The following is an 18,723-nucleotide window of genomic DNA, read 5'->3' as shown; positions in this document are numbered from 1 at the left end:
ATTTTGAGCAAAAAGAATGTCATTTTGATATTGTCGGCAGTAGTAATGCTTGTTACCGCTTTTATTATAAAGGATACCACAAGCGATGCTAAATCGGTCAAGTTAGCGGCGGTGCCTATGGTAGATGGCGAAAGAGTGCCATTTGTGAATGCCAAAGGTTTTGAGTTGCCGACTAAGTTGTACTTCGCAGGAGAAAAGGTGCCTTTGGAAGACCCGGATGTATATGAAAGGTTGGACAAAGAATTGAATGTGAATGTGTATTTTCACTCCAGCACTATTTTCTTGATTAAGAAATCCAATAGATGGCTGGATCAAATGAAAGGCTACTTGAAGGAGGAAGGCCTGCCGGAGGATTTAGCTTATATACCATTGATAGAAAGTGGATTTGAACACGTGGTTTCCCCTGCTGGAGCGGCTGGCTATTGGCAATTGATGAGAACGACAGGAAGAGAGTTTGGCTTGGAGGTGAATGACGAGGTTGACGAAAGATACCATGTTGAAAAGTCGACTCAAGCAGCTATTAAGTATCTTAAGAAGTCTTATGAGAAGTTTGGCAATTGGACGAATGTTGTCGCTAGCTATAACATAGGCATGGCAGGGTTTGGCAGAAGGCTTAAAGATCAGAAAGTTGACTCCTATTATGACCTTTTGTTGAATGAAGAGACTAAAAGATACGTGTTTAGAGCAATTGCGATCAAAGAGATTTTGGATGATCAGCAGAAGTATGGATTTTACTTGCCGGAATCGTCTTTATATTACCCAGAGAAATTGGATTCTATTACAGTTGAAAAGAGTATTCCAAACTTGGTGGATTTTGCGATCGAGAATGGTATCACCTATAAGACATTGAAGCGTTACAATCCATGGCTAAGGAAAAAAACGCTGACTATTAAGAAGGCTGGACAAAAGTATACTATATTAGTTCCAAAAAGTAGTTAAGAAATTCAAAAATCGTTTAATTAGTAGTCAGAAAGGAAGTAACCTTTCTGACTTTTTTTATATTATAATTTTGGATTCATGAATGAGATGAAAGTTTATAATAGCTTTTTCCATTCAAGTGAGTAAATCAAGGAAGTATCGACTATGTCTATTGATGATAATAAAGCTGTCTTTGACCAAACAGGCTTTGACAATATTGAAATTTATGGTGCTCGTGAGCATAATTTAAAGAATATTGATATAAAAATTCCAAGAAATGAGCTAGTGGTTCTCACGGGAATAAGCGGGAGCGGAAAGTCATCAATAGCATTTGATACAATTTATGCTGAAGGGCAGAGAAGATATATGGAGAGTTTTTCAGCATATGCCCGATCTTTTATGGGAGGAATGGAACGGCCTGATGTCGATAAGATCAATGGCTTGAGTCCAGTAATTTCTATAGAGCAAAAAACAACTTCCAAGAATCCAAGATCAACAGTCGGGACAACAACCGAAGTGTATGATTTTATGCGTCTTTTATTTGCCAGAGCAGGAGAAGCTTATTCTTACATTACTGGAAATAAAATGGTCAGGCAGTCAGAAGATCAGATTGTGGAGCAAGTATTTCAAACATATGCTAATAAAAAACTGGTAATATTAGCCCCAGTGGTCAAAGGTCGTAAAGGACATTACAGAGAACTTTTTGAGCAATTGAGAAAAAATGGCTTTTCCAAAGTGCGCGTGGATGGGGAAGTGCAGGACTTGATTCCGAAAATGCAGCTGGATAGATATAAAATCCATGATGTTGAGATTGTTATCGATAGGGTAAAGGTAGGAGAGAAAGATAGATTTAGAATTAGCCAGTCAATAAAGACAGCTCTGAATCATGGAGAAGGCTTGATGATGGTTCTTGATGAGGGTGAGAATCTTAAGTATTTTTCAAAAATTTTAATGGACCCTGAGACAGGACTTGCTTATGACGAGCCTGCTCCAAATACTTTTTCCTTTAACTCGCCATATGGAGCTTGTCCAACTTGCAATGGGCTTGGAGTTATTGAGGAGTTTACGATTGAAAATGTGATTCCTGACTTTTCCAAAAGTATTAGTCAAGGAGCGATAGAGCCTTTGGGAGAGTATCGAGATATTTGGATTTTTAAGAAAATAGAGTCGTTTTTAAAGAAACATGACTTGAATATTTCCACTCCTGTGGAAAAGTTCCCAAAAAAGATTCTGGAAAAATTAATGAGTGGTTCTGGAGAAACGGTGAGTGTTGCTTCGGTTAAATACCCAGGGACTGATTGGAATACAAAATTTGACGGAGTTTTCGATTATCTGTATAAGCAAAAAGAAGCGGGTACGGAAAAGATGCAAAAGTGGGTGAATTTATTTTTGTCATCCAATACTTGTCCGGATTGCAATGGAGCAAGGCTGAAGAAGGAATCTTTGCACATTAAGGTCGCTGAGAAGAATATCGCGGAGTTGTCTCAAATGGATTTGAAAACTTTGCTTGATTGGTTTGATAGCATCGATGACAAACTAAGCAATCGACAAAAGAGAATCGCATCTGAAGTTCTTAAAGAAATCAAAAAAAGAGTTGGTTTTTTAGTTGATGTCGGGTTGCATTATTTGAATATTGATCGGCCTGTGAAAACCTTGTCTGGAGGAGAAGCCCAAAGAATACGTTTGGCGACCCAGATAGGAACGCAACTGGTAGGTGTGCTTTATATTTTGGATGAGCCGAGTATAGGTCTTCATCAAAGAGACAATGTAAAGTTGATCAAAGCTTTGGAGGATTTGAGAGATTTGGGAAATAGTGTCATCGTTGTAGAGCATGATAAGGATATGATGTTGGCAGCTGATCATGTTATCGATATTGGCCCGGGCGCTGGTATTCATGGAGGAAGAATCGTTGCTTCAGGCTCGCCTGCTGAATTTGTAAAGCAAGGGTCAATGACAGCGAAATTCTTAAATGGAGAAGTTGAGATTGAGGTGCCTAAGGAGAGGCGAAAAGGGAATGGCCATGAATTAATGATTGGCGGAATAACAGGAAATAATCTCAAGAATGTCGACCTAAAACTTCCTCTTGGAAAAATGGTTTGCGTTACCGGAGTTTCTGGTAGCGGAAAATCTACTATGATTCACGAAACACTTTATCCAATACTTAACGCCCATTTTTATAAAGGCAAAAAGGTGCCTATGCCTTATAAAAAAGTAGAAGGCTTAGAATATTTGGATAAGGTAATAGAAGTGGATCAGTCTCCGATTGGCAGAACCCCAAGATCTAATCCAGCTACATATACGGGAGTTTTTACTGAAATTAGATCATTGTTTTCAGAACTTCCGGAAGCAAAAATTCGTGGATATAAACCAGGAAGATTTTCATTTAATGTCAAGGGAGGAAGGTGTGAAACTTGCCAAGGCGCAGGGAAGCAAGTTGTCGAGATGGATTTTTTACCTGATGTCTTAGTTGACTGTGAAGAATGCAAAGGGAAGAGGTACAATAGAGAAACGCTAGAGGTAAGGTATAAAGGCAAATCCATTTCGGATGTTTTGGAAATGACTGTTGAGTCGGCCACTGATTTTTTTGAAAATCATCCTAAAATTATCAGGAAAATAAGGACGCTTAACGACGTTGGTTTAGGGTATGTGACATTGGGACAGCATGCGACTACGCTCTCTGGTGGAGAGGCTCAAAGAGTGAAGTTGGCCACTGAGTTGTCGAAGAAAGACACAGGAAAAACCATGTACATTTTGGATGAACCTACAACGGGGCTTCATTTTCAAGATATATTGCATTTGCTTAAAGTCATTGAAAAGTTAGTGGACAAGGGAAATACCGTTGTGGTTATTGAACATAATTTGGATGTGATCAAAATGGCTGACCATATTATTGATATGGGGCCAGAGGGAGGCAGTAATGGAGGAGAAATAGTGTTTGAAGGAACTCCCGAGCAACTTGTAAGCTCGAAAAAAGGCTATACTGCCAAGTTTTTGAAAGAAGAGCTTTAAAGTTGTGTCAACAAAACTGGAAACTTAAAAGTTCCCTCTTATGAGGGACGTTCTGGTAAACATATAAACACAAGGCATATGAGTAATTTCGATCACCTATCAATACACATACCTAAGAGCCATTATCCTAGGGTTGTCATTGTCGGAGGAGGATTTGGAGGCCTCAAGCTTTCAAGAATGCTAGTGAAGGAGAAGTTTCAAGTGGTGTTGATGGATAGGAATAATTATCACGTTTTTCAACCTTTGTTATATCAAGTGGCTACTGCTGGATTGGAGGCTGATGCAATTGCTGGTCCTATGAGGAAGTTGATCAAGGAGTATGATAATTTCTTTTTCAGAATGCTCAGGGTCTTGAAAGTTGACGTTGAAAGTAAAAAGGTCAGTACCAAAGTAGGCGATATTAGTTACGATTATTTGATTTTGGCAAATGGCGCCAAAACAAATTTTTTTGGGAATGATCAAATCATGAAAAATGCATTTCCTTTGAAGCAACTCTCACATGCATTAGACCTCAGAAGTCATTTGCTTCAGAATTTTGAAAAGGCGGTATTGTCCAATGAGAGAGCTTATGTTGAAAGTTTATTGAATGTCGTAGTGGTCGGAGGAGGGCCAACAGGAGTAGAGGTTGCAGGTGCATTGGCTGAGTTGAAAGGTCATGTATTGCCGAAGGACTACCCTGAGTTGAATTTTCGACAAATGAATATTTATTTGATCGAAGGGACTGATAGGCTTCTTAACGGTATGTCTCAAAATAGCGGAGACAAGGCGCACTATTACCTTGATGGATTGATGGTCAATGTGATTACGGGCAAGTTTGTCCAGTCATATGAAAATAATGTTGTCAAGCTTAATGATGACACAGAGATTCACACTCAAACTCTGATATGGGCAGCTGGAGTGATGGGCAGTATTATAGACGGGATACCAAAGGAGTTGGTGGAAAAGAGTCGAATATTAGTTAATGAGTTCAATCAAGTTAATGGATTCGAGAATTTTTACGCCATTGGTGATGTCGCATGCATGAAGTCTGAAAAATTCCCAAAAGGGCACCCAATGGTAGCTCCCGTAGCGATACAACAGGCTGAGCATTTGGTTAAAAACCTAAAGCTGCAGATGCAAGGGAAAGAGATGCTTGGTTTTGATTATACGAATAAAGGGTCCATGGCGACAATAGGAAGAAACCGTGCGGTAGTTGACCTTCCCGGAGATATAAAATTTACCGGATTGTTCGCTTGGGCGGTTTGGATGTTTGTCCATTTGATGAGTATAGTTGGTTTTAAGAATAAATTTATCATTTTTATCAACTGGCTATGGAATTATTTCACTTACGATAGAGGTAATAGATTGATTGTTCGATTTTTTAACCCTACACTGAAAGATTATGAGGAGAATCAATCAGATTTATACACTGATAATGATGAATAACCTTTTGAAGTTTTTTTCTGCCGATTAAGAATAATGGTCTTGAAGTGAGCAATATTATTTATACTTTTCTGTAAATTTTCATTTAATGAACAGAAATACAATATATTGGTCGCTTCAACTTTTTGGCTGGGGTGCTTATGCTTTGCTGATTATATTTTTTACGATGTTGGCGGCGGGAAGATTACAGTCTTCAGAAATAGTGAATCTATTTTTGACTACTTCGTTCTTTATTATTTCCACACATGTATACAGATTGTGCTTCAGAAGAATGAAGTGGATGAGTTGGAGTATTGTGAAGCTGGTTCTGATAGTGCTGTTAAGCATGCTGGGGCTTAGTGTCATATCCTATTTTTTTGTAGAGGGAATAGCGTCTCTTTTGCTGGGAGAATTGACCGCTTTTTTTTCAGACCCATTTGTGTATATAGGAGTTATATTCACAAACATGCTTTTTTACCTTCTTTGGATGCTTTTCTATTTGTCATTTCATTATTTTGAAAGGTATAGCACTTCATTGAAGTATGAGGCTGCAGTCAAGGAATTTGAGTTGAATCGACTAAAATCGCAGTTAAACCCCCATTTTATTTTTAACGCTCTTAATAGTACACGGGCATTAATTGATGAAGACCCTAAAAAGGCTAAGGACTCGGTAACTCAACTTTCGAATATATTGAGGAGTACATTGGTAATGAGCAAAAAGAAACTGATAAACTTTTCTGATGAATTGAAAACTGTTATAGATTATCTAGCGTTGGAAAAGATTAGATATGAAGAAAGGCTTTCCGTTGAGTATGATATAAATGAAGATACTTCAAGGTTTATGATTCCTCCGCTAATGATACAAACTTTGGTGGAGAACTCTATTAAACATGGGATATCAACTTTGCCATCAGGTGGGCGTGTGTGTATAAAGGCTTATGTGCAAAATGATAAATTATTTGTAGAGATAGGCAATGACGGTTTCTTTTTATATCAAGAAAATAATGATCCTACTAAACATGGAATCTCAAATACTCTTCAAAGGTTGAATTTAATCTATGGTGATGATGCGAATTTTGAGATCAAAAATATAGGAGAGACTTGGGTAGTAGCAAAACTGGAAATACCACAAAAGATATAGTATGAAAGCACTTATTGTAGATGATGAACGATTGGCTAGAAAAGAATTGATTTCATTATTATCGGTTCACGAGCAGATAGAAGTGGTAGGAGAAGCGATTAATGTGGATGATGCCTTTGAGAAAATAAAGCAATTAAAGCCTGAAGTTATTTTTTTGGATATTCAAATGCCTGGGAAAACGGGATTTGAGTTATTGGAAATGTTGGATCATGTGCCAAAGGTAATATTTGTGACCGCTTATGATGAATATGCATTGAAGGCATTTGAGGTGAATGCAATGGATTATCTTTTAAAACCCGTCCAACCAGAAAGGCTAGAAGAGTGTTTGAGTAAATTAATATCCAATGAAACTAATTCAGAATTAAAAGAGGAAGATATTCTTGATCGATCTGACAAGTTGACTTATAATGATCAGGTATTTGTGAAAGATGGAGAAAAGTGTTGGTTTGTGAAGTTGCAAAATGTAAGGTTCTTCGAATCAGATGGCAATTACGTAAAAGTGTTTTTTGGAGAAAACAAGCCAATGATACATCGATCTTTGAATGCTTTGGAAGAGAGATTGGATTCAAGACATTTTTTTAGAGCAAGCAGAAAGTATATTGTCAACTTGTCTTGGATTGAAAATATTGAAACTTGGTTTAATGGCGGCTTAGTTGTTCATTTAAAGACTGGGGAGAAAATAGAAGTTAGCAGAAGGCAATCCACTAAGTTCAAAGAGCTAATGAGCCTTTAATTATAATGATAAGAAAGCAGGCATAATATTCTATTGAAGTGTTTTTCAACTTTCCATGTGGAGGCAATTTTTTTTATTGATTGAAACTCAAAGGGTGTTATGTGCCCTTTTTTAAAGCTTATATTCCAAATAGCAACAAGAATTTGGAGTTTGTTGTTTTTCTTGATGTAAGTGCTAGAGTCCAATATCTTGAAAATTCTTTTTTCAATTAAGTAGTCGCCATAGCATTCAAAGTACTTTTCAGTAAGACGTAATTCGTTAGTCAAGCCGTAGTGATAGCATACTTTGTTGATGATTTCTTTTTCGTGCTTGGTTGTGCCATGACAATAATTAATGTACGAAAGTAGAAGCACAAAAACCTTTTTTTCTATTTTGTTATTAAGGAAATTTTGATCCTTTTTCTTTTCTAATATCATTTTTTAAGGAATTTCCTATATGTAACATATTTTATAGAGCTATGTTTTCACTACGTTGTGAAAAAATCGCAAGCAATTTTGTCTGCGAATAATCTGCCAGGTTTGGTAAGCATAAGACTATTGTCTTTTTGCATGCAATGTCCGCTATTCAAGTATTGATTGATTGCTTTTTGAGGAATCGAATATTGATAGCGATTTTTCAAGAAATTCAGGTCTATGCCCCAAATTGTACGCAAGCTGGTGAGAATGTATTCATTGGTTTGATCTTTTAAGTCAAGATCGTCCGAGGTGGAAGGAATAATTCCCTTAGAAATGGAATTAATGTAATTAGGGTTGTTCAATACATTGAATTGTCGAGAATTTCCATTAAAAGAGTGCGCGCCAGGGCCTAAGCCTAGGTATTTTTTTTGACGCCAATAGTTTGTGTTGTGCTTGGAATAAGCTTTCTCTCTGGCAAAATTAGAAATTTCATACTGTTCATAGTTATTTGCAAAAAGCGTTTCCTGCAAGATTTCAAATTGCTCAGCGGCAAAATTATCCTCTACTTCGTTTATTTTATTTCTTTTTAGCCAGTTTCCAAACACGGTTTTTTCTTCAATAGTCAATGAGTAAGGGGAAATGTGAGGAACATTTAAACTCATCGCTAAACTTAAATCTTCTTTCCAAATTTTATGGTCATCATTCGGGATCGCATATATCAGGTCAATGCTAATATTTTCGAAGCCTACATGCTGAGCATTATTAATCACGCTTTTCGCCTCGGTAGAGTTATGGGATCTATTCAGATAAGTTAAAAAATTATCGTTGAATGACTGAATACCAATACTGAGTCTGTTGATGCCTAGCGATTTTATATCTTTGAGCTTTGATATTGACAAATCGTCAGGATTAGCCTCTAATGTTATTTCAGGCTTAGAAGAAATTGAAAATTGTTCAATAATCTTGTTTAGGATCGATTCTAATTCATTAACGTCCAATATAGACGGTGTTCCCCCTCCAAAATAAATGGTTTCTACCTGCTCATTGCCTAGAAAGTTCTTTTGGAGGATGGTTTCCGCGATTATGGCTTCGACCATTTTCTCTTTGAGCTTGAGGCTTGTGCTAAAGTGGAAGTCGCAATAATGACATGCTTTCTTGCAAAACGGAATATGAATGTAGATACCTGCCAAATTTATTATATTTTATTTGAATGTGATTTGTAAAAACGAATATCAAGCATAATTTTAAGCCTGAATAAGTGAAAGGAGCTTAATATTAATTACTTTTGAGCCTGAATCCTAATTTTTATAATGATCAAAACTCTATGTCGATAAAGACAACGTTGAACATATTGCTATTCTTATGTTTTCTTTTTGTATCAAACTCTTCAAAAGCTCTGGATCCATTGGTAGGAAGCGAGCTTAGATGGTATGAGTTTTCTGATAGAAGAGATGAGTTTATACCATTGATTGATCAGAATTTGAATAACGTGCATTTGATAGGTGCCTTCTGGGATGAGCGAGCTTCTTCGGATACTTTTTGTATTCATTTGCCAGCGAATTCATCAGTGTATTTGAATAATTCTATATTATGGCATAGTAGCGAGAAAGACACATTGCTTTTTCCTTCTTCAGGTTTTGATGCTTATTTTAAAAGTGGGAACAATTTTGTTTCGATATATAATCCAGATGGCTTAAAGGGATTTCAGTTTGAGTCAAAGGTTGGAGAAAATGTTGAATTGGCAAATGGAGATAATGTGATTTTAGAAAGAAAATTAGATTCATTCAATGACTTTTTCTTTATCGTGTTTTTTACAATTATTTTTATTGAAATTATCTTCAGGAATTTTTTTAGTAGAATAGGTTCAAGTTTATGGTATAAAGATTTATTCTCAATAATTCCCGTAAATGAAAAAGTTTATAGCAACAATAACTTTATTTACCTTATTATATTATGCCTTTGGATGGCATTGTTTTTTCAGACCTTTCTTTTTGTCTCTTTAGGTGATAGCGGGAATATAACTGTTCTTGAAAGATTGATGACCTATTTTTATTACGTGATGGTTCTTGTGTTATTTGGTGTTGTCAAGTTGTTCGGACTAGCATTGTTTTCTAGGGTTTTAAATTTGAAGGGCCTTGTTGATTTTCATTTGTTGGAGTATTCAAGAGTTTATGACTTGATGTTTTTTATTTTTGTCACTTGCATGGCTGGTCTTGCTTTGAGAGAAGGAGGATGGCATTTGGATGATGTTTTACTGATTAAAAAAGTCGCTTTATTTATTTACTTTTCATTTCTTATGATATTGTATTATAAGATGATCGCTTACAAGGGATATAAAAAGTTGCAATTATTTTTGTATCTTTGCGCTTCTGAATTTCTACCTTTTTTGGTGGGAATGAAGTTTTTTTTAAAAATATAACGAATCACGAGGTATTCCTGCCCGAAGTCATTCAAATCGTAAATGAAATATGACAACAAGTAGTAAGGAAAAGTTAAAGAAGGTTGAGTCTGTTCTTGTTTCTCAACCCAAGCCACAAGGTGGCAATTCACCATATTACAAATTAGCTGAGAAATATGGGATCAAAGTAGATTTCAGGCCTTTCATACAAATTGATCCTGTCAACGCTAAGGATTTCAGAAAACAAAAAGTCGATATCTTAAGTCACACAGCGATTATATTCACTAGTAGGAATGCCGTTGATCAATTTTTTGCTATTTGCAAAGATCTTAAGCTTGAGATGCCTAATGATATGAAGTATTTCTGTATTTCCGAACAGACTGCTAATTATCTACAAAAGTATATTGTTATTCGCAAGAGAAAGATTTTCACTGGACAAAGAACAGCTACTGATCTTATTGAAATTTTGAAGAAGCATAAGAATGAGAAGTATTTGTTCCCTTGTTCGAATATTCGCAAAGATGATATTCCAAGCTTCATGACTGATAATGGAATTGAATTCAGCGAAGCGATAATTTACAATACTGTTGCTAGCGATTTGTCGGACTTGGCAAATGTGAACTATGATGTGATCGCTTTCTTTAGCCCATCAGGAATTAATTCTTTATTCATCAATTTCCCTGACTTCAAGCAAAACGAGACAAGAATTGCTGCTTTTGGTCCTACGACTGCAAAAGCGGTAAAAGAAGCTGGTTTGCATTTGGATATTGAAGCTCCGCTTCCTAACGCTCCTTCGATGACTGGCGCGATAGAATTGTACATTAAAAAAGCAAATGGGTAATTTAATTTTACCCTTTTTTTCTATTTTTATGTTTTTTTTGAAACATTCTTTACTCTAATAATTGTTATTATTTTGCTATATTGAAATTTATTAACAAGATTATAGTAAAATGAAGCGATTTCTATACAATTTTTTGCTCCTTTTATTGGCTTTATTATTGAGCGATAGAGTTGCTCTTGGACAGAATGATGCCCAGCTGACTCAATACATGTTCAATAAGCTTGTTTATAATCCTGCTTACGCTGGAGTGGAAGGAGTTACTAATATTACAGCATTGTATAGGTCTCAATGGTTGGGTTATCAAGCCTCGATTGATCAGGGGGGAGCGCCATCTACGGCATTGATAACTTTCGACGCGCCTATTTTACGTCTCAACAGCGGATTGGGCTTGCAAGTGTTGAATGATCAATTGGGACCTCAAAATAATTTGAATATTCTTTTAGCTTACGCTTATCATTTGGAACTGAATGATTATAAGTTAAGCTTTGCGCTCCAAGGGGGAGTGATTTCACAAACTATAGATTTCGATAAATATCGCTGGCTTGATCCCGATGACCCATTTAATAGAACAGGGAAAGAGTCTCAAGTGAGGCCGGATTTGTCCATTGGCTTTTTCCTTCAGTCCCAAAAATTATATGCAGGATTGAGTTACAACCACTTGATTGATTCTGAATTTGATTTTGGAGTTGAGAATATTCAAAATCCACTGGAAAAACAACTGAACTTTATGATGGGATACGATATCATGTATAATTATGATGTCATAATCACGCCTTCGGTTTTGTTTAGAACGGACTTTACAGGCTATGCTTTGGATGTGTCCACTCTTCTTGAATACAAGCAAATGTTTTGGGGTGGCTTGTCATATCGATATATGGAAGCCGTGTCAGCTATTTTAGGTTATGCGTTTTTAAAGGATAAATCATTAAGAATAGGTTATTCTCTTGATTACATCGTTCACCATGCCAATGCGAAGGCTACGACTTCTCATGAATTCATGCTTAATTATTTATTGCCGTTGAATGTAGGTAAAGAAAGGAAGATCATACGAACGCCTAGGTTTAGGCATTAAGGTTTTTGTTGGACTTTTTGATTTCTATTAAACCTATATAACTATATATCATTCTAAATTCCTTCATTTCATTATGAAGGAATTTTTTTTTGATTATTTTTATATGATTTATTGGCTATTTGCTAGTATTGCTATTTTAATACACTTTATCTCTTGAAAATTTTGTATATTTCTCTAAAACTAAAAATATTCACTAAATATTTGTAGTTCAATATACGATGTTTTATATTGTAGAGTATAATTGTTAATAAAAGGTCTAACAACTATAAGGTAGGTGTTTAAATTTTTAAATACTTTATTTTAAATTATTTTTATAAAAAGTTGTTAAGCAAAATATTATTTTTTAAATTAACAAAATAACAAATTAAGTTGGTCGCATAGGCTGTGCTTTATTTGTCTCTCTGATCTGCTGAACTTAGGTGTGTTTAAGCTGTTTCAGATAAAATAGGAAGGAATAGAATAAAAATAGGTGTTATGATTAAAAGTGTTAGTTTACTAAGGATGTTTTGTCTTTGGTCTCTTTTGGCTTTTTCTTTGCAAAGCTGCGGACTTTTCGGAGGAAAGACGGTAGATGATAAAGGAGAGCTTATCGGAGTTCAAGGACGAGAAGGATGGTATATGTCGGTGCCATATGGTATGGTTGCGATTCCGGCAGGAACATTCCATATGGGACAGGCTGATCAAGATGTTCCGTCTACTCAAAACAACTTCAACAAGCAAGTGACTATTGGTCAGTTCTACATGGACGACTCGGAGATCACTAATAATGAGTATAGACAATTTGTTAATACTTTGTTGGAAGATTCAGTAAGTGTTTTGGGAGAAGAAGGAATCTATGATCTTTATTACCCGGATACAACTGTTTGGAATCAAGATTTTTCTCACCATCTAGGAGATCCTTTAGTATCTTACTACTACTCTCACCCTGCTTATGACGACTATCCAGTTGTAGGTGTTAGTTGGGAAGCTGCGAAATACTTTTGCCAGTGGAGAACTGAACATCTAAATCAATACAGAACTTCAAACGGAGAATTTGAGATGCCTAACTTCAGGTTGCCATCTGAAGCTGAATGGGAATATGCTGCTAGAGGCGGAAGAGATATGGGTAAATATCCATGGGGAGGTCCTTATGTTAGAAATACTAAAGGATGTCTTTTAGCTAACTTCAAGCCTGGTAGAGGTAACTATTACGATGACGGATTTGCTTATACAGCTCCAGTTTACTCATTTTTGCCAAATGACTTCGGTCTTTACGAAATGTCAGGTAATGTTTCTGAGTGGGTTGAAGATGCTTATAATCCAGCTGCGGTTCCATTGGTATGGGATATGAACCCGACCTACTGGGATGACAACGAGCCTAAGAAGGTAGTAAGAGGTGGATCTTGGAAAGATATTTCTTATTACTTGGAGACGGGTACAAGAACTTATGAGTTCAAGGATTCTACAAGATCTTATATCGGATTCCGTTGCGCTATGACATATCTTGGTAGATAACAGACTCTTGTTGTCTATACATCAAGCTTTTTTAAAAATATTGAAAATTAATCCTAAGTTTTGGGCGAACTATCGCCTAAGCTCACGGGATTGCTACATAAAGAAATTAATTAGTAAACTATAAACGTATCAGAAAAATGAGTAAGAAAAAAGGAGGATTCGTAGATCATTTCTATGCTAAAATTGCGCCAATCATCACAGGTGTGGGTGCTTCAGTTGTAATTTTGGGAGCGCTTTTCAAGTTGATGCACTGGGAAGGAGCTGGAGAAATGCTTATCGTTGGTATGGGTACAGAAGCGTTGATCTTCTTACTATTTGCTTTCCAACCACAACACGAAGAGCCAGATTGGTCATTAGTATATCCTGAGTTGGATCCTGAAAGCGGTGCTAAAGCTCCTGCTAGAAACAATGCTGCAGCTGGTGCTGGCGTAGCTGGTCAGTTGGACAACATGTTGACTAACTCTAAAGTAGGTCCTGAATTGATCGATAGCCTTGGTAGAGGTATTCAAAACTTGTCTACTTCAGTAAATAAAATGTCTTCTTTGGGTGACGCGTTCGGTGCTACTCAAGCTTATACTGAGAATGTAAAGAAAGCTTCAGGTGCTTTGGCTGAAATCACTAACATCTCTAGAGATGCTATGGGACATATGGCGCAAGCTTCTAAGTCTGCTGCTCAGTCTTTGGATGTTGCTTCTTCTGGAGCTAAAGAATACCATCAGCAGATCCAGTCAATCGCTAAGAACTTGGGCGCATTGAATGCTGTATATGAAATGGAACTTAAGGATTCTAACAACCACTTGAAAGCTATGAACAACTTCTACGGAAACTTGACAGTTGCTATGGAGAATATGGCTACAGCGGCTAGAGAAACTCAAGAATTCCAAGGTGAAATGTCTAAGTTGACTAACAACTTGTCATCATTGAATAATGTTTACGGTAGCATGTTGAATGCTATGAGAGGATAATCTCTTATTTAATCAATTTTTGTTTAACCGTTAAATATTTATATAAAAGATGGCAGGAGGAAAAGAAACCCCACGGCAGAGGCTTATCGGGCTAATGTACCTTGTACTACTAGCGTTGTTAGCCCTACAGGTAAGTAGCTCTGTTATTGATAAATTTTTGTTCTTGAGTGAAAGCTTAGAAAAGTCAGCTATAGAAACAAGTACAAAAAATAATGGTACTAAGGAAGGTATCGCAAAAGCTGTAGAAGATTCTGGTAATCGTGCAGATGATGTAGTAGTTTTAGAAAAAGCAGCTGCGATTCGTAAAGCTACAGGAGAAATTATAGGAAAGCTTGATGCTTATAAAGACGAAATCATTGAAGTAACTGGTGGAAGAGATGAAACTGGAAAGCCGACTGGTTTGACTAATGAAGATCAGGTAGCTAACTTAATGATTGTAAAAGGTAGAGGTAAAGAATTACAAAGTGATCTTAATGCTTATACTGCGCTTTTAACTAAAGAGACTGAAGGTGTTCAAAATGCTCCGACTCTTACTAACATTGCTTTAGATGCTAAGGATCACCCTAGCTTTAAGGATAATAAAGAGCAAAGAAATAAAGACTTCTCTCAGTTGAACTTTCAAGCAACACCTATGGCTGCTGCTATAGCTACTATCTCACAGTTTAAAACTGAGGTTTTATCTCAGGAGACTGAAGCTTTGAATGCTTTAGCTCAAGAAGTAGGAGCGAAGCAATTAAAGTTTGATGAAATTTTACCAATGGTAAATCCTGAAGCTAGAGTAGTAGCTGCTGGAACGAAATATAAAGCAAAGCTATTTATGGCAGCTTTCTCATCGAGTATTCAGCCTACGATGAAAGTTGGAGGAAAGTCTATTCCTGTAACTGATGGTCAAGGTGTTGTAGAGTTTACTGCTGCTGGTGGTGGATATAACAAAGATGGTCTTGCTAAGAAAGCTTATAAAGCTGAAATTAGCTTGAAATTGCCAGGTGGTAGAGATACTACTTATACGAAGGACATTGAGTATTTTGTTGCTAAGCCAGTAATTCAAGTTCAGTCTGCTGCTATTCAAGCGCTTTACTTGAACTGTGGTAATGAGCTTAATATTCAAGTTCCTGCTTTGGGTACGCAATACAACCCTTCATTCACTGCGACTGGAGCTTCTACTACTAAAGGAGCTAAGAAAGGTTTGGTTACTGTTATTCCTACAGGTAAACAAGTTGCTATCACTGTAAGCAGTGCTGGAAACAAGATTGGTACTGAGAAATTCAACGTAAGACCAGTTCCTAAGCCGGATGTAGAAGTAAGATCAAAAGGTAAAATTGTTGACTCTAAGAGAGGATTCAAGAAGTGTCCTCGTCAGATCCAAGCTGTTGCTATCTCTGATGCTACTTTCAAGCAATTCTTGCCAAAAGATGCTAGATATAAAGTAACAGAGTGGGAAGTGACTTTGACTAGAAACAACAAGCCGAAGCCAGGTGGTAGAATGAGATTCACTGGAACTAACGCTGATATTTCTAAGCTTGCTGGTATGGCTAAGCCTGGTGATATGTTGTTCATCGACGTGAAGAAAGTAGAGAGAATGAACTTCCGTAACCAACGTGAAGTAGTAAATATGGGTAGACCAATTTACGTGTCTGTTCCGATAGGAGGATAATTATTTAAAAAATAGGTGTGTTATTAAAATTAGTGTTATGAGTTTAATAAAATATGCATTCACTTTTGTTATGTCATTGATGGTGTTGGCACCAGCGATGGCACAAGAAGAGACTGATACTTATAATCAAAACTCAGTATTGCCGATCAGCAAACATGATCAGCTGTATAGAAAGAGAGTTTGGAGAAGAATGGATTTGAAAGAAAAGCAGAACAAGCCTTTCTTTTCAAAAAATAATGAAATCACTCAATTCATAATTGACGCTGTGTTGGAAGGTGCTTTGCCTGTATACACTAGTGATTCGTTGAACAAAAGAATGCCTAAAGAGCAGTTCATCAAGAATATCTCTTTGCCGGTATTTGAAGACGAAGATGATGAGTGGGCAAGCGAAGGTGATGATTGGGGTGATTCTTCTGAAGAAGAAGTTACTTCTAATCCATACTATTTCGCTAACTCGTTCTCAGTATTGGAAATTATGGAAGATGTGATCTTCGATCGCAAAAGATCTAGACTTTATTTTGATATCCAGTCTGTATGCATGTGGTTGCCAGCAAGAGATAAAGATCCGGATGATACTCCATTGGATGAGCCTGTAGGCTTCTTCAAGTACAAGGATCTTGAGTCATTGTTCAGATCTAACCCAGATGATGCTATCTGGTATAATAGAAAGAATGAAAACTATCATTTGAATCTTGCTGATGCGTTTTTATTAAGACAATTCCACGCTAGAATCATAAAGGTATCAAATCCTGATGATTTGTCGCTTGAAGAAATTTATCCTACTACGAAGAGAGCTCTTTTCGCAAGTCAGGAAGAGGAATTCAAGATGATGGAAATGGAACACAACCTTTGGGAATTTTAATAACACACCTGATATAATTCTTTTAGGAAAAGGGCCGAATTTATTCGAGCCCTTTTTTTATATGTTGTGTAATAAGCGTGGCCTTATGCTCGCCTATGACCTTTTTAATTTCCTCAAATGAGGCTTCTTTGACCTTTTTAGTTGACTTGAAAGCTTTCAATAAAGCGGTAATGGTGTTTTCTCCAATGCCTTTAATAGAGTCGAATTCATTTTGTATAGCTGATTTGCTTCGCTTGTCTCTATGGAATGTAATGGCAAATCTATGAGCTTCATCTCTAAGCTGTTGAATGAGCTTGAGGGTTTCCGATTTTTTACTTAGCATGAGAGGAAAAGAATCCTCTGGATAGTATAGTTCCTCAAGTCTTTTGGCAATTCCTATGATTGGGATTTTTGTATATATGTTCAGTTCTTTTAATGCTTTCACTGCAGCATTTAGCTGACCTTTTCCACCATCAATGACAATTAAATCTGGCAGAGGAATATTCTCTCTGATAAGTCGCGAGTATCGTCGTTGCACAATTTCAGTCATCGAATCAAAATCATTAGGTCCTATGACTGTCTTAATATTGAAATGACGGTAATCCTTTTTAGAAGGTTTCCCATTTTTGAAGCAAACCATTGAGGCCACAGGGTTTGTTCCTTGGATATTGGAGTTGTCAAAGCACTCTATATGTCTAGGCAATGTCGTAAGCCTTAAATCCTGAGCGGCCGTTTTCAGAATTCTGTTATCGTCTTGTCTTGATTGAGCTTTTTGATTAAGTCTTTCTTTTTTATAGAACAAGGCATTTTTTACAGACAGTTCTACAAGCTTCTTTTTATCTCCAATTTTTGGAACAGTGATTAAATAATCTCCAAATTCGCTAATATTGATATTGCTAAGGATTTCTTTGCATTCACTTTTGTATTCTTCTTGAATTTCAATGATAAAGAGCTTAAGAATCTCCTCCTCGCTTTCTTCAAGCTTGTATTGGGCTTGGATAGTTTTGCTGTATTTGATCGCTCCATCTATGATGCTCATGAAGTTGATGTATGCGTACTTTTCGTCAGATACAATTGTGAAAACTTCCAGATCGGTCAATTTGGTAGTTGTGATAACTGTTTTTGCTTGGAATTTTTCCAATGATAGCAATTGCTGTTTGTAAAGTTCTGCTTGTTCAAATTCAAGCTTTGAAGCCGCATCAAGCATTGCTTCTTTGAAAAATTGTTTTGCAGGGCCGATATGACCTTTGAGAATGTGAATAACTTGATCAATTTCTTTTTGATATTCCTCTTTGTTGATTTTACCGACACAAGGAGCCTTGCATTTGCCAATGTGATATTCCAAGCAAACTTCAAATTTCCCTTGGGCTATGTTTCTTTCGGTTAGGTTTAGTTTGCATGTTCTGATATGGAATATCTCTCGAAAAAGCTCTAGAATGGTATTCATCGCTTTTACATTCGAGTATGGACCAAAGTAGTGCCCTTTACCCTTTTCCACTTGTCTTGTAGGATAGACTTTTGGAAATGGATCATTGGTGATAAGTATATATGGATATGATTTGTCGTCTTTTAATTGAATGTTGTATTTGGGTTGATAGCTTTTGATTAGGTTGTTTTCGAGCAACAATGCATCCAACTCCGAGTTTACAATGATTATCTCTAGATAAGAAATTTCACTTACCATTCGAAGCGTTTTTCGATTATGGTTGTTCTTATTCAAAAAATAGCTTTGAACCCTTTTCTTTATATTCTTAGCCTTTCCTACATAGATGATTTCGTCTTTTGAGTTGTAGTATTGATAAATTCCAGGGTTGTTTGGAAGTGTGTTTATTTGTTCTCTGGTATATCTTGTTCTATCCAT

General features: G+C 36.5%; 15 protein-coding genes. 12 read left to right on the top strand and 3 right to left on the bottom strand.

Features of this window, described 5'->3' with window-relative positions:
• Positions 1-3 precede the first annotated feature (3 nt).
• From AABK36_RS18670 to AABK36_RS18650, 5 genes are all read left to right on the top strand, one after another.
• Positions 4-939: a lytic transglycosylase domain-containing protein gene (locus AABK36_RS18670; RefSeq protein WP_309936663.1), complete on the top strand. Its 936-nt coding sequence runs from the start codon at positions 4-6 to the stop codon at positions 937-939.
• Between the two features lie 144 nt (positions 940-1,083).
• Entirely contained in the window at positions 1,084-3,927 is a 2,844-nt protein-coding gene (uvrA, locus tag AABK36_RS18665; protein WP_309936662.1) for an excinuclease ABC subunit UvrA, read from the top strand.
• Between the two features lie 78 nt (positions 3,928-4,005).
• Positions 4,006-5,352, top strand: a complete 1,347-nt coding sequence (locus AABK36_RS18660; protein WP_309936661.1) for an NAD(P)/FAD-dependent oxidoreductase — start codon at positions 4,006-4,008, stop codon at positions 5,350-5,352.
• Positions 5,353-5,437: 85 nt separating this feature from the next.
• Positions 5,438-6,469: a sensor histidine kinase gene (locus AABK36_RS18655; protein WP_309936660.1), complete on the top strand. Its 1,032-nt coding sequence runs from the start codon at positions 5,438-5,440 to the stop codon at positions 6,467-6,469.
• A gap of 1 nt (position 6,470) precedes the next feature.
• The gene (locus AABK36_RS18650; protein WP_309936659.1) at positions 6,471-7,202 is read left to right on the top strand and encodes a LytR/AlgR family response regulator transcription factor; all 732 of its coding nucleotides are present in this window, start codon (positions 6,471-6,473) and stop codon (positions 7,200-7,202) included.
• Here AABK36_RS18650 and AABK36_RS18645 read toward each other — a convergent pair.
• Both AABK36_RS18645 and hemW read right to left on the bottom strand, forming a co-directional pair.
• On the bottom strand, positions 7,199-7,618 hold the full coding sequence (locus AABK36_RS18645) for a hypothetical protein (RefSeq protein WP_309936658.1): 420 nt from the start codon (positions 7,616-7,618) through the stop codon (positions 7,199-7,201). The genes AABK36_RS18650 and AABK36_RS18645 overlap by 4 nt on opposite strands.
• A gap of 50 nt (positions 7,619-7,668) precedes the next feature.
• Positions 7,669-8,787, bottom strand: coding sequence for a radical SAM family heme chaperone HemW (gene hemW, locus AABK36_RS18640; protein ID WP_309936657.1), 1,119 nt, complete (start codon positions 8,785-8,787; stop codon positions 7,669-7,671).
• Between the two features lie 134 nt (positions 8,788-8,921).
• On the opposite strand from hemW, the gene AABK36_RS18635 reads away from it, so the two are divergent.
• From AABK36_RS18635 to porN, 7 genes are all read left to right on the top strand, one after another.
• Entirely contained in the window at positions 8,922-10,016 is a 1,095-nt protein-coding gene (locus AABK36_RS18635; protein ID WP_309936656.1) for a DUF4271 domain-containing protein, read from the top strand.
• 49 nt (positions 10,017-10,065) lie between these two features.
• A complete protein-coding gene (locus AABK36_RS18630) occupies positions 10,066-10,836 on the top strand; it encodes a uroporphyrinogen-III synthase (protein WP_309936655.1) in 771 nt (256 codons plus the stop codon).
• Between the two features lie 109 nt (positions 10,837-10,945).
• Entirely contained in the window at positions 10,946-11,908 is a 963-nt protein-coding gene (locus tag AABK36_RS18625; protein WP_309936654.1) for a PorP/SprF family type IX secretion system membrane protein, read from the top strand.
• A 474-nt stretch (positions 11,909-12,382) separates the two neighbouring features.
• On the top strand, positions 12,383-13,402 hold the full coding sequence (gene porK / locus AABK36_RS18620; protein ID WP_309936653.1) for a T9SS ring complex lipoprotein PorK/GldK: 1,020 nt from the start codon (positions 12,383-12,385) through the stop codon (positions 13,400-13,402).
• 137 nt (positions 13,403-13,539) lie between these two features.
• Positions 13,540-14,367: a type IX secretion system motor protein PorL/GldL gene (gene porL, locus AABK36_RS18615; protein ID WP_309936651.1), complete on the top strand. Its 828-nt coding sequence runs from the start codon at positions 13,540-13,542 to the stop codon at positions 14,365-14,367.
• Positions 14,368-14,416: 49 nt separating this feature from the next.
• Entirely contained in the window at positions 14,417-16,021 is a 1,605-nt protein-coding gene (gene porM / locus AABK36_RS18610) for a type IX secretion system motor protein PorM/GldM (protein WP_309936650.1), read from the top strand.
• A 37-nt stretch (positions 16,022-16,058) separates the two neighbouring features.
• A complete protein-coding gene (gene porN, locus AABK36_RS18605; RefSeq protein WP_309936649.1) occupies positions 16,059-16,883 on the top strand; it encodes a type IX secretion system ring subunit PorN/GldN in 825 nt (274 codons plus the stop codon).
• 40 nt (positions 16,884-16,923) lie between these two features.
• Here porN and uvrC read toward each other — a convergent pair whose 3' ends face one another.
• Positions 16,924-18,723 carry an excinuclease ABC subunit UvrC gene (uvrC, locus tag AABK36_RS18600; RefSeq protein WP_309936648.1) on the bottom strand — a complete coding sequence of 600 codons (1,800 nt, stop codon included), beginning with the start codon at positions 18,721-18,723 and terminating at the stop codon, positions 16,924-16,926.

The organism is Aureibacter tunicatorum (assembly GCF_036492635.1).
GTDB lineage: Bacteria > Bacteroidota > Bacteroidia > Cytophagales > Cyclobacteriaceae > Aureibacter > Aureibacter tunicatorum.
This window is presented reverse-complemented; position numbering and strand designations above follow the sequence as displayed.